This window comes from Methylophilus methylotrophus DSM 46235 = ATCC 53528 (genome assembly GCF_000378225.1).
Lineage (GTDB): Bacteria > Pseudomonadota > Gammaproteobacteria > Burkholderiales > Methylophilaceae > Methylophilus > Methylophilus methylotrophus.
Genome location: NZ_KB905143.1, coordinates 226976 through 240295 on the forward strand (window position 1 = coordinate 226976; position 13320 = coordinate 240295).

At 52.7% G+C, this 13320-nt stretch carries 7 protein-coding genes; 5 read left to right on the plus strand and 2 right to left on the minus strand.

The window, feature by feature from the left end; all coding sequences use genetic code 11:
* Nucleotides 1-12 precede the first annotated feature (12 nt).
* The 5 genes from metH (at nt 13) to F463_RS0109630 (ending at nt 11221) form a co-directional block, all read left to right on the plus strand.
* Nucleotides 13-3801 carry a methionine synthase gene (gene metH, locus F463_RS0109610; protein ID WP_018986871.1) on the plus strand — a complete coding sequence of 1263 codons (3789 nt, stop codon included), beginning with the start codon at nt 13-15 and terminating at the stop codon, nt 3799-3801.
* Between the two features lie 1087 nt (nt 3802-4888).
* Nucleotides 4889-5230 (plus strand): hypothetical protein, encoded by a 342-nt coding sequence (locus F463_RS0109615; RefSeq protein ID WP_018986872.1) that lies wholly within the window; start codon nt 4889-4891, stop codon nt 5228-5230.
* Between the two features lie 212 nt (nt 5231-5442).
* Nucleotides 5443-6525, plus strand: coding sequence for an efflux RND transporter periplasmic adaptor subunit (locus tag F463_RS0109620; protein ID WP_018986873.1), 1083 nt, complete (start codon nt 5443-5445; stop codon nt 6523-6525).
* 18 nt (nt 6526-6543) lie between these two features.
* Nucleotides 6544-9729, plus strand: coding sequence for an efflux RND transporter permease subunit (locus F463_RS0109625; protein ID WP_018986874.1), 3186 nt, complete (start codon nt 6544-6546; stop codon nt 9727-9729).
* Complete coding sequence (locus F463_RS0109630; protein WP_018986875.1) at nt 9722-11221, plus strand: TolC family protein; 1500 nt, start codon at nt 9722-9724, stop codon at nt 11219-11221. Before F463_RS0109625 ends, F463_RS0109630 begins: the two co-directional genes overlap by 8 nt.
* Nucleotides 11222-11294: 73 nt before the next feature.
* On the opposite strand, the gene F463_RS0109635 is transcribed toward F463_RS0109630, so the two are convergent.
* Complete coding sequence (locus F463_RS0109635; RefSeq protein WP_018986876.1) at nt 11295-11657, minus strand: DUF4186 domain-containing protein; 363 nt, start codon at nt 11655-11657, stop codon at nt 11295-11297.
* 137 nt (nt 11658-11794) lie between these two features.
* Nucleotides 11795-13027, minus strand: coding sequence for an MFS transporter (locus tag F463_RS0109640; RefSeq protein ID WP_018986877.1), 1233 nt, complete (start codon nt 13025-13027; stop codon nt 11795-11797).
* Nucleotides 13028-13320 lie beyond the last annotated feature (293 nt).

Below are 13320 nucleotides of genomic sequence, written 5' to 3' on the forward strand. Positions count from 1 at the left end.
AAGTTGAAACGCATGACACAGCTGCCGGTTTCTGCCACTGAGCAATGGCTACGTGAGGCCCTCTCCCAACGCATCCTGATCCTGGATGGCGCCATGGGGACCATGATTCAGCGCTACAAGCTGACAGAAGCCGATTATCGTGGCGAGCGGTTCAAGGATTTTCAGGGGCCTGCCGGTGAGCGTGAGCTGTTTGTCAAAGGCAATAACGAACTGCTGACCCTGACCCAGCCGCACGTCATCCAGGAAATCCACGAACAATACCTGGCAGCTGGGGCCGATATCATTGAAACCAATACCTTTGGGGCCACCAGCGTCGCCCAAGACGATTACCATATGGCGCATCTGGTGTACGAGATGAACGTCGAAGCGGCCAAGCTGGCCAAGGCCGCCTGCGTCAAATACAGCACGCCGGACAAGCCGCGTTTTGTGGCAGGCGCCCTGGGCCCGACACCAAAAACCGCTTCGATTTCACCCGACGTGAACGACCCCGCGGCCCGTAACGTCAGCTTTGACCAGCTGGTGACTTCTTACCTGGAGCAAATTCGCGGCCTGGTCGAAGGCGGGGCAGATATCCTCATGGTGGAAACCATTTTTGATACGCTCAACTGCAAGGCCGCGCTGTTTGCCATCGACAGTTTCTTTGAAGAACAGGGCAAGACCTGGCCGATCATGATCTCGGGCACGGTGACCGATGCGTCTGGACGTATTCTCTCAGGCCAGACCGTGACGGCCTTCTGGCATTCGGTACGCCACGCCAAACCACTGACCGTGGGCCTCAACTGTGCACTGGGTGCGACCCTGATGCGCCCGTATGCCGAAGAGCTCAGCAAAGTGGCCGATACCTTTGTCTGTATTTACCCGAATGCAGGTTTGCCCAACCCGATGTCTGATACCGGCTTTGATGAGACGCCCGACATCACCGCCAGCCTGGTCAAAGAATTTGCGCAAAGCGGCTTTATCAATATTGCCGGTGGTTGCTGCGGGACGACGCCACCGCATATCAATGCCATTTACAACGCGATTAAAGACCTGCCACCACGCCAGGTGCCAACCTTACCGGTGACGACCAAGCTGTCCGGCCTGGAACCGTTTGTGATTGATGAGCAATCGCTGTTTGTGAACGTGGGTGAGCGTACCAATGTCACCGGCTCCAAGGCGTTTGCACGCATGATCATCAACGAGCAATACGAAGAAGCGCTCAGCGTGGCGCGCCAACAGGTGGAAAACGGCGCCCAGGTCATCGACATCAACATGGATGAAGGCATGCTGGATGCGGTCAAGGCCATGACGCATTTCCTGAATCTAGTCGCTTCCGAGCCGGACATTGCCCGCGTGCCCATCATGATCGACTCCTCCAAATGGAGCGTGATTGAAGCCGGCCTCAAGTGTGTGCAGGGTAAAGCCATCGTTAACTCCATCTCGATGAAAGAAGGCGAAGCCGAATTTTTGCGCCAGGCCAAATTGTGCCGCCGCTACGGCGCTTCCGTCATCGTCATGGCCTTTGATGAAAAGGGCCAGGCTGATACTTTTGAACGCAAAATCGAAATCTGTAAACGCGCTTATGATTTGTTAGTGAGCACTGGCTTTCCGCCTGAAGATATTATTTTCGACCCGAATATCTTCGCCATTGCCACCGGCATTGAAGAACACAACAATTACGCCGTGGACTTTATCGAAGCCACACGCTGGATCAAGCAGAACCTGCCATATGCGCGTATTTCCGGCGGGGTGTCCAATGTGAGCTTCAGCTTCCGCGGCAATGAGCCTGCGCGTGAAGCCATTCATACCGTGTTCCTCTACCATGCGATTAAAGCGGGCATGACCATGGGCATCGTCAATGCGGGCATGGTCGGCGTCTATGACGATATTGATCCGGAATTGCGTGAGCGCGTCGAAGACGTCGTGCTCAACCGCGTGGTAGACCCGGCAAATCCATTAGCGGCCACTGAACGCATGATTGAGATTGCGGGCACGCTGGTCGCTGGCGGCAAAAAAGCCGAAGCGACGCTGGCCTGGCGTGGCACGCCCGAGAATCCGGTGCCTGCCACCAAGCGCCTGGAATATGCGCTGGTGCATGGGATTACCGACTTTATCGTCGCCGACACTGAAGAAGTGCGTCAGGACATCATGAGCAAGGGCGGCCGTCCTATCCACGTGATTGAAGGCCCGCTCATGGATGGCATGAATGTGGTGGGTGACTTGTTCGGCCAGGGCAAGATGTTTTTGCCGCAAGTGGTCAAATCCGCGCGCGTCATGAAATCCGCCGTGGCGCACCTGATCCCGTTTATTGAAGAAGAAAAAGCTGCCGAAGAGCGTCGCACCGGCATGGTTGCCAAGCCCAAAGGCAAAGTGGTGATCGCCACGGTGAAAGGCGATGTACACGATATCGGTAAGAATATTGTGTCGGTGGTGTTGCAGTGCAACAACTTCGAAGTGGTGAACATGGGCGTCATGGTGCCTGCGGCTGAAATTCTGGAGATGGCTAAACGCGAAAACGCTGACATTATCGGCCTGTCTGGCCTGATTACACCCTCACTGGAAGAAATGGCCTATATCGCCAAAGAGATGCAACGCGACCCACATTTTGTCGAAAACCAGACGCCTTTGCTGATTGGTGGCGCCACCACTTCACGTGCGCACACCGCCGTGAAAATTGCGCCTAACTACGAAGGCCCTGTGATTTACGTGCCGGATGCCTCGCGTTCGGTCAGCGTCATGCAAAACCTGCTAACGCCAGAAACGCGCGGTGCCTATCTGGCCGAGATTCAGGCCGACTACGAAAAAGCCCGCTCTCAGCACGCCAATAAAAAAGGCGTGCCCATGCTGAGCCTGGCCGAAGCCAGGGCCAATGCGGCAAAATTCGAATTTACAGGCGAAAATACCCCGGTGAAGCCTAAGTTTATTGGCCGTCGCGTGTTCAAAAATATCGACTTGGCATTGATCGCGCAATACATAGACTGGGGCCCGTTCTTCCAGACCTGGGACCTGGCCGGTTTTTATCCAGCGATTTTAAAAGATGAAGTCGTCGGCGAAGCGGCGACCAAGGTATTTGCCGAAGCGCAGGTCATGCTCAAGCGCATCATTGATGGCCGCTGGTTATCAGCCAATGGCGTGATTGCCCTGCTACCCGCTAATCGCGTCAATGAAGATGATATCGAAATCTACACCGACGACAGCCGCAGCCAGGTCGCGCTGACCTGGTATGGCATGCGCCAGCAAACCCAAAAGCCGGTCATCGATGGTGTCGCCAGACCCAATCAGTGTATGGCTGACTTTATTGCGCCTAAGGGTACTGACGACTATATCGGCCTGTTTGCGGTAACTGCTGGCCTGGGTATGGAAAAACGCCTGGCCGAGTTTGAAAAGAACCATGATGACTACAACGCCATCATGTTCAAGTCACTGGCCGACCGCCTGGCCGAAGCCTTTGCCGAATACATGCATGAGCGTGTGCGTAAAGACCTGTGGGGGTATGCTGCAGATGAAAGCTTGAGCAATGAAGCACTGATCAAAGAGCAATACAAAGGCATCCGCCCGGCACCAGGGTATCCTGCTTGCCCGGACCACACGGTCAAGTCGGAGATGTTTAAGGTGCTGCAAGCCAGCGAGATCGAGATGCAGCTTACCGATAGCTATGCCATGATCCCGGCGGCAGCCGTGAGTGGGTTCTACCTGGCGCATCCTGAGTCACGGTATTTCAGTGTGGATAAGATTGGCAATGACCAGCTGGAAGACATGGCGAAGAGACGGAATGTGGATAAGGCTTGGTTGGAGAGATGGTTAGCGCCGAATCTGGGCTAGTTTTGCGTTCATCAAAAAAGATGCTGCGGACGGGGGTTCAATTCCCCCAAGCAGTGAAATAAAAATGTAAATAAAAAAGCGCACTGAAAAGTGCGCTTTTTTATTTATCCGATGAGGAGAAAAGTAATTCGTTTGTTGTCATTCCGGCGTAGGCCTGGAATCCAGGCAAGGTTAACGTTAATAGGTAGGGTGGGCATGTATGCCCACGCGGAGAGTTGGTGGCTATTTGTGCTATTTATTTCGCCTGTAGGCGAGTTACTTTTCTTTGCTTGCCCAAAGATAAAGTAACCAAAAGAAAGTGCACCCTAGCTTCCGCTTGTTTCCTGCGTTGCTCACCAAAATAAGCGCTCGCGAAACTCATCCTAGCGGCCTGCACAAATCGCAGGCCACTGCGGGATTCGGACAGCCGCTCGCTTGATCTTATTTTGCCTGCGCTACTCGGCGCGGCAGATAGGGGCCCCGGAACACCATGCGACTACCACCGTTGGCGGATTGAATAAAAGAATTATTTTTTTGAACGGTCCAAACTTCTACGCTCGTAGTTTGGCGAGACAAATCCCATCCCATCACGCTGAGTAGCGCAGGCGAAGTGGGAGTTGTCGGCCATCGGCTGTTCGAGTTCCGCGGCAGCTTGCGTAGTGTGCAAGCTGCTAGGGCGAGTTTCGATGGACGCCCGCATGAAGTCCGGTAACGGACGAAAGTCCTTGGCCGAGCAACGCAAGGGAGCCGCAGGCCGTGATGGCTGGGTGCCCTCTTCTTTGGTTACTTTCTGTGGGGCAAGCAACAGAAAGTAACTCGCCTAAAGGCGAAATAGTCTGTCGCAGAATCAGTCGTAATGATGAGTGACATAGTTGAAAGATTCCCTCTCTACATCCCGCAAACCCTTCATCAATTGCAATAAATGCTTCTGAAACTGACACCCAGCTTACAAACCCCGTTTTTCTTCGAACTACGCGTTTTCGCTTATTGTCATTTGCTATGTAAAACGGTTTAATGTAAGCATTGTAAAGGTATAAAAAGTAGCGCTGATCACAGCTCTCACAGTTAACACTTTAAAGAAATTTGATTATTTCCCGTTACTCAGTCAATGCATAAACATCTGAACACCGCCGCGTTGCAAATCAGACTGTGGGTCGTCACAGTGCTGCTGGCTGTGCTCGGCTTTGCATTAGTCGCAGAATTTTCCGATCACTCAGGCTACAGTGACGACACGGTACGTGTACGTGTGGCGGAAGTGGTAGAATATACAGGGGATGGCGAGTCCCCTCTGACCTCGCTGACGCCACTCATCTCTCCTCCCGCAAGCATGACCATTGCCTGCGTGATTCCCTTTGCTTTACTGGCTCTGCCTCGCCGTCACGTCATCCCACGTCCGGCGGTTGCCCATCACCTGCATTCGCGCGCGCCACCCGCCCAGCCCCAGGTGTGATCTGCGCTTGCATGCTTGCAAGCCGCCGCTGATCACCCTCTTTTCCTGCCATACCCTCAGATTCTAAACTGCCGACCTTCAAGGGCCGCCTGGATAAATTGCGGGGTTTAGCAAGACAAATAGTGCTGACGACAGACAAATCTTTGCAGCTTCGCACCGCCACCACCTGTTTTGCAAGTTATTTTCTTCATTTTTTAAGATAAGAACACACTATGATTAAACAGAACTTAATCGTTTTAGGCTTGCTGGGTATGTTACTTGGCGCTTGTCATAAGGAAGAGGCCCACAAAGAGGCGCTACCAAAACTCGAAGTCACCTCACCGCTGCGTAAAGACTCCATCATTACCAAGGAATACGTGTGCCAGATTCACGCGATTCAGCACATTGAGATGCGGGCTCTTGAGCGCGGATATTTACAGGACATTTTTGTCGATGAAGGCCAAATGGTGAAACAGGGCCAACGCATGTTCAAAATCATGCCCAATGTGTATGAGGTCGAGTTACTCAAGGCGCAAGCTGAGGCCAAATCGGTAGAAATCGAATACCAGAACACCAAGGCGCTGGCCGAGAAAAACATCGTCTCGTCCAATGAGCTATCAATGGCCAAGGCCAAGCTGGAAAAAGCCAATGCCGAAGTTAAACTGGCACAAACCCATTTGAACTTTACCGACATCAAAGCCCCCTTCACCGGCATCATGGACCATCTGGCCGTGCGTAGAGGCAGCCTGATGGACGAAGGCGACCTGCTGACGACCCTGTCTGACAACAGCCGCATGTGGGTCTATTTTAATGTGCCTGAATCTGAGTATCTGGACTTTAGAGACCAGCATGATAAAGAAAAAGGCGTGAAGGTCAGGCTACGCATGGCTAATGGCAAAGTGTTTGACCAGGCGGGTGCCATCGAGACGATTGAAGCCGACTTTGACAACAAAACCGGCAACATTGAGTTCCGTGCCGATTTTAACAACCCTAGCCGCTTACTCAGGCACGGCGAGACCGGCACCATCCTCATGGATGTGGCCTATCCGAATGCCATGCTGATTCCACAAAAAGCCACTTTTGAGATTCTGGACAAAATCTATGTCTATGTCGTCACCAAGGACAACAAGCTGGAGCAGCGCCTGGTGAAAGTCGCAGCCGAATTACCTCACTTGTACATTATTCAGTCTGGCCTTAAAGACGGTGAGCGCGTGTTGATTGAAGGCCTGCGGCGTGTACACGGGGGTGACAAGATTGCGGTCAACTACAAGGCACCCGAAAAAGTGCTGCCAGAACTTGAACTCTACGCAGAATAAGCCCAAAGGTCACCCACTATGCTAAACGTGTTTATCAAACGTCCGGTGATGGCCATTGTGCTGTCACTGCTGATGATGTTTATGGGCTTTTTGTCGATCAAAAGCCTGCCGACATCACAATTTCCTGACATTGCACCGCCACGCGTCATTATTTCACTGGCGTATCCCGGCGCAAGTGCCGATGTATTGGTGCAATCTTCACTGATTACCATCGAGCGCGCCATTAACGGCGTACCTGGAATGAAGTACATCATTTCAGATGCGACCAGTGCCGGTGAAGCGACTATCCAGGTCATTTTTGACTTGGGCGTAGACCCTAACCAGGCCATGATTAACGTCAAAACGCGTCTTGACCAGGTGATGAGCCGCCTGCCACAACTGGTGCAACTCGAAGGCGTGGTGGTAGAGCGTGTGCAGCCGAGCATGCTGATGTATATCAACCTCTACAGTAAGGATAAAAACGCTGACGAGAAGTTTCTGTTTAACTTTGCCAACGTTAACGTCATTCCTGAAATCCAGCGTGTGAACGGCATTGCCCAGGCCAAGATTCTCGGCAGCCGACAGTATGCGATGCGTATCTGGCTAAACCCGGACCGTATGCGTGCTTATAAAGTCTCGACTGATGAAGTGATGGAAGCCATCAATAACCAGAGCATCATTGGCCGCCCCGGGCGCCTGGGGCAGAGTTCGGGCCTGAGCGCACAATCTAAGGAATATGTGCTGGTATATCAAGGCCGGTATAACAAACCTGAGCAATACGAAGACATCATCGTACGCGCCAATGCCGAAGGTGAAATCCTGCACCTTAAAGACATTGCCAAAGTCGAGTTGAGCAGTGAGTTTTACGACATTTATTCCAACAAGGACGGCTATCCGTCTGCCGCGATTGTGCTCAAGCAGAACTACGGCAGTAACGCCAGCGAAGTGATCGAGAACGTCAAGAAACGCATGGAAGAATTGAAGCCAGTGTTTCCTGAGGGCATGGATTACGAAATCAATTATGACGTCTCCAAGTTTCTGGATGCTTCTATTGAGAAAGTGTTGCACACACTGGTCGAAGCCTTTGTTCTGGTCGCGCTAGTCGTGTTTATTTTCCTCGGTGACTGGCGCTCGACGCTGATCCCGATTCTGGCGGTGCCGGTTTCATTGATTGGCGCGTTTGCGTGCATGCAGATGTTTGGCTTGTCTATTAACCTGATCACGCTGTTCGCGCTGGTGCTGGCGATTGGTATCGTGGTGGATAACGCCATTGTGGTGGTGGAGGCGGTACACGCCAAATTTGAAGAAGATGCGCACATCACACCTTACCGTGCCACGCAAAAAGTACTCGGTGAAATTGGTGGCGCCATTGTGGCCATCACCCTGGTGATGACGGCAGTGTTTGTGCCGGTGGCGTTTATGACAGGCCCCGTCGGTGTGTTCTATCGCCAGTTCTCTATCACCATGGCGTCCTCCATCGTGATTTCAGGCATTGTGGCGCTGTCACTCACGCCAGTGTTGTGTGCCATGCTGCTCAAAAACACGCACGGCCAGAAAAAGCGCAATACGCCCATCAGCCTGTTTATCCGCGGTTTTAACGTGGTGTTTGAAAAAATCACCGGCCGTTACACCGGCCTGGTCAGTTTGATTGTCACCCGTCGCATTGTGACCTTGTTAGTGATTGGCGGCTTTGTATTCGGCACTTTTATCATCAACAAAACTTTGCCTTCCGGCTTTATCCCGGGCGAAGACCAAGGCATGATTTACGCCATTATTCAGACCCCGCCCGGCTCTACACTGGAAGCCACCAACAAGGTCGCTCGCCAGTTACAAGCGGTAGCCTCCAAGGTGGAAGGTGTGCAGTCTGTGTCGTCTCTGGCAGGTTATGAAGTCCTGACCGAAGGCCGCGGCTCCAACGCGGGTACGTGTATCATCAACTTAAAAGACTGGTCCAAACGCAAGATGTCCGTGCATCAGGTGATGGAAGAACTTGAAGCGAAAACGCGTAATTTTGGTGCAATCATTGAGTTCTTTGAACCGCCACCCGTGCCAGGCTATGGTGCCGCGTCTGGATTGGCGCTGCGCTTGCTGGACAAAACAAACGGCACCGACTATCACGAGTTCGACAAGATCAACCAGGAGTTCATGGCCAACCTGGGTAAACGCAAAGAATTGACCGGCCTGTTTACCTTTTATGCTGCCAATTACCCGCAATATGAACTGGTCATTGATAACAAGCAAGCCATGCAGAAGAATGTTTCGATTGCCAAAGCAATGGACAATCTCGACATTCTGATCGGCAGTACGTTTGAGCAAGGCTTTATCCGTTTTAACAACTACTTCCGCGTCTATACCCAGGCGGGGCCTGAGTTCCGCCGCTACCCTTCTGACATCCTGAACTACTTTGTGAAAAACGAAGAAGGTGAGATGGTGCCCTACTCCGCCTTTATGAAACTGAAGAAAATGCAGGGCCCCAACGAGATTACGCGTTACAACCTGTATAACTCAGCCACTATCCGTGCCGTTCCTGCCCCGGGTTACACCTCAGCCGACGCCATCCGTGCCGTGCAGGAAGTCGCCAAGGCGACCTTGCCACGCGGCTATGATATCGGCTGGGAGGGCTTGTCTTTTGATGAAGCCAACCGTGGTAACGAAGCTGTCGTGATTTTCGTAGTAGTGCTGATCTTTGTGTACATGGTGCTGGCGGCGCAATATGAAAGCTTCCTGTTGCCACTGGCGGTGATTCTGTCGCTGCCCACCGGCGTGTTCGGTACTTTCTTTCTGCTCAAGGCACTCGGCCTGGCCAACGATATTTACGCTCAGGTTGGCCTCGTCATGCTGGTCGGCCTGCTCGGTAAAAACGCGGTGCTGATCGTGGAGTTTGCCGTGCAGAAACGCCAGCAAGGCATGTCCCTGAAAGACGCTGCGATTGAAGGCGCACGTGCGCGGTTCCGCCCTATCCTAATGACCTCGTTTGCCTTCCTGGCAGGTCTGATCCCGCTCGTCATCGCCACCGGTGCCGGTGCAGTAGGCAACCGCACTATCGGCACCTCGGCGTTTGGCGGCATGCTGTTCGGCACGATTTTTGGTGTGCTCGTGATTCCTGGCCTGTTCTACCTGTTCGCCAAAATCACCGATGGTAAAACGCTCATCAAGCATGAAGAGCTACAGCCACTAACAGAAACTTATCATTACAGTGAAGTGACCGAAGATGACGATGAATAACCACTCTCCAGCCATGATGCGTAGCCCTGGGTTCAAGCGCAAGGCGTTATCCGCAGCTGTGGCGGTTGTCACCGCCATGATGCTGCAATCATGCGCAATCCCATTGATCACCAGCAAGCAGGCCGACACCTCCTTACCTGCGCAATACCAGGAAACGGTAGCGTCCGCCAGCAATAGTGCCAGCATCAAGTGGCAGGACTTTTTTGAGGACCCTCACCTGGTCTCGCTGATAGACACCGCCGTCAACAACAACAAGGAAATTCATATGATGGCGCAACGGATTAGCGTTGCCCAGAATGAAATCCAGGCCCGCAAGGGTGAGTACTTACCGTTTGTCGGCATCGGCGCCAGCGCCGATAAAGAGAAAGTCGGCAAGTACACCCGTAACGGGGCAGTTGAAGAAAACCTGAATATCAAGGAAGGCCGTTCCAATCCGCGTTTCCTGGGCAATTACCAGTTTGGGCTGGTCGCCTCCTGGGAGCTGGACGTGTGGAAGAAGCTACGCAATGCGACCAAAGTAGCCGTGATGGAATACATGGCGACCATTGAAGGCAAGAACTTCCTGGTGACTAACCTGGTGGCTGAGGTGGCACATGCCTACTATGAATTGATCGCATTGGATAACGAGCTGACCACGCTGGACCAGAATATCCAGATCCAGCAGAACGCGCTCGAAGTGGTGAAGCAGTTGCAGCAGTATGCACGCGCCAACTCGCTGGCAGTGAAACGGTTTGAAGCTGAGGTACAGAAAAACCAGAGCCGCCAGTATGTGCTGAAGCAAAGCATTGTTGAAACCGAAAACCGCATCAACTTCCTGCTAGGTAGGACGCCACAACCCATTGCACGTGCATCGGCAAATTTCATGTCCATGCAAAACAAGGTGATGCAAACTGGCGTGCCTTCGGAGTTGCTGTCAAATCGTCCGGATGTCCGCCAGGCGGAGCTGGAGCTTTCGGCCGCCAAGCTGAATATTGATGTAGCCAAAGCCAACTTCTACCCGTCGTTCTCGATCCGGGCAGGACTGGGCTTCCAGGCGTTTGATCCGAAATACCTCCTGAATATTCCGGCTTCGGTCATGGCCGGCTTTGGTGGCGAGCTGGTGGCACCGCTGATTAACCGGAATGCCATCGAGGCACAGTACAAGAGTGCCAACGCGATGCAGATCCAGGCCGCGTATGACTACGAGCAAAAGATTATCAATGCTTATATGGAGGTCGCTAACCAGATTGCCAATATTGACAACCTGGATAAAAACTACCAGTTGAAGAACAAGCAGGTAGAAGCTTTAACACAGTCAATTGAGGTGGCCAACCAGTTGTTTAAAGCCGCACGCGCAGACTACATGGAAGTGTTGCTCACACAGCGTGACGCTTTGGATGCGAAAATGGAACTGATAGAAACCAAGCAGCAGCAAGTGGCCGCAGTAGTGGATTTATACCGCTCGCTGGGTGGCGGCTGGCAGACCGCGGAAACAACAGCAACCAAGCAATAACACAATGTCTCTCACAAGGAGAAGCGCCCAAGGCCTTCTCCTTTTTTATTTATTCCTTCTTATTTCTCACACCCTACTTTGGTGCTGATAAGTAGCGTTGCAACCAGTGCTCTATGATCACCACGATATACGCCTGCTCCTCCAGTGTCAGCGCCCGGCCTGCCGGCAGGCGATGCCATTTGGCCAAACAGCCACGGCAACACGTCGCCGTCGCATGCTGCGCCACAAATACCGGGTGACCGCGCATCGGTGTTTGTTGACCATCATTGGCAATGTCGGCAGGTGCCAACCGCTCGGCAATGAATTTTTCGGCATGATCCAGCACCACTGACAAGCCTTTTTGCTGCAGGTAGCGCCGGTCTTTGGCATTCAGGCGAAAACCTGTGCGGAATTTGGAGCGCTGCAAGGCTTGAAACAACTGATCCAGATCGCGCATGACTTTCCTTGAATTCTTAGTGCAGTGCTACTGCCACTTCAACACTCACATACTGCATCCGAGTGAAAGAGAGAGCTACCGCCTGGTTTCATCCTGGCAGTTGTGGATAAATCATTATAGGTCATCCGGTGGCTGGATCAATGCAGGTCCACGAGATGCAAATTTCTTAATTTAGGGGCTTTAAACCAAGTCACGCCGACCACCAGAAGTGTCATGCATCCGCCAAAGACCACCGAAGGCACCAAGCCCATCAGCCTGGCTGTGAGTCCGGACTCGAATGCTCCCAGCTCATTGGATGAGCCGATAAAAATGCCATTGATGGCTGAAACCCGGCCCCGCATACCATCTGGCGTGGCCAGTTGCAAAATGGTTTGCCGCAAGATCACAGACACGGCATCCATCATGCCCGAGATCGCCAGGATAAGAATGCCCAGCCAATAGGTGCGACACAAACCAAACGCAATCATGCACAGGCCAAATCCGGCGACAGCCAGCAATAACCAGCGGCCACTATGTTTGTGAATCGGATGTTTTGCCAGCCAGATACCGGTCACAATCGCACCAAAAGCAGGTGCCGCACGCAGTACGCCCAGCCCTTCCGGACCCATCTGGTAAATATCATGTACAAAGGCTGGCAGCATGGCAACCGCACCGCCAAATAGCACGGCGAACATATCCAGCAACTGGGCAGCCAACACCACTTGTGTACGGCTGACAAAGCGCAGGCCTTCGCCTATGCTGGCAAACACCTGCATGGGGGCGTGGCTGCGGTGCTCCTTAACACGCAAGCCCAGTGCAGCAATTGCCCCCCCCAAAGCCAGGATGGCTGAAATTTCATAAGTGACATACTTATCGGCAAACCCGACCAGCAGACCGCCGATGGCGGGGCCAACAATCAGGCCAACCTGGAACATGGAACTACCGATGCCAGAGGCCTTGGCAATGGACGCACGCGGAATAATCAGCGCAAACAGGGTGTTGTAGCTTGGCGAAATCAAGGCGCGTGCAAAACCGGTCAGGGCTACCGTAGCATAAATCCATGTAACAGTATGAGCGCCGGGATATTGGACAATCCATACAAGCAAACCAGCATTCATGGCCAGAAAAAGTGCAGAGACCATTGCAAATCCACGCCTAGAAAAATAGTGATCCACGGCATGTCCGGCAAATAACGCGCTACCCATATATGGAATCACTTCGGCCAGACCAATCAGGCCTAAAGACCAAGGGTCATGTGTCAGTTCATAAATATGCCAGCCGATGGCCACCATCATCATCTGGTATGACAACACCATTAAAATACGGTAAGTGAGCAGCTTGGGAAACGCATAGCCCTGATGGGCAAGAATCTGACGGATGGATAAGGACATCCACTGATTATACGCTATGCCGTTCATGGCTGAATGGTGCGGAATGACCTACAATACGGTGGCGGGTGCAGTGAATCAGGCAGTAGGCGAAAGCTGATGAGCCGTCGTTGACCTCGTGCGACTCTGCCGCTATAGATGAGGCGCACCCGCCACAGGAACATGAAATGAGCCACCCCTCAGACAGATGCATGAAGAGCCCCGGTATCAATCGCCAGTCAGCGCTTTATTCATTAGTCCCTCACATAAAGTTGCTGTCTCATCAATAGGCTGACGTGAAAATGCGTCATGGGCCT

Bases quoted from the DNA above. Each gene is read 5' to 3' on its own strand.
- metH (WP_018986871.1), top strand. From the start codon at position 13: ATGACACAGCTGCCGGTTTCTGCCACTGAGCAATGGCTACGTGAGGCC.
- F463_RS0109615 (WP_018986872.1), top strand. From the start codon at position 4,889: ATGCATAAACATCTGAACACCGCCGCGTTGCAAATCAGACTGTGGGTC.
- F463_RS0109620 (WP_018986873.1), top strand. From the start codon at position 5,443: ATGATTAAACAGAACTTAATCGTTTTAGGCTTGCTGGGTATGTTACTT.
- F463_RS0109625 (WP_018986874.1), top strand. From the start codon at position 6,544: ATGCTAAACGTGTTTATCAAACGTCCGGTGATGGCCATTGTGCTGTCA.
- F463_RS0109630 (WP_018986875.1), top strand. From the start codon at position 9,722: ATGAATAACCACTCTCCAGCCATGATGCGTAGCCCTGGGTTCAAGCGC.
- F463_RS0109635 (WP_018986876.1), bottom strand. From the start codon at position 11,657: ATGCGCGATCTGGATCAGTTGTTTCAAGCCTTGCAGCGCTCCAAATTC.
- F463_RS0109640 (WP_018986877.1), bottom strand. From the start codon at position 13,027: ATGTCCTTATCCATCCGTCAGATTCTTGCCCATCAGGGCTATGCGTTT.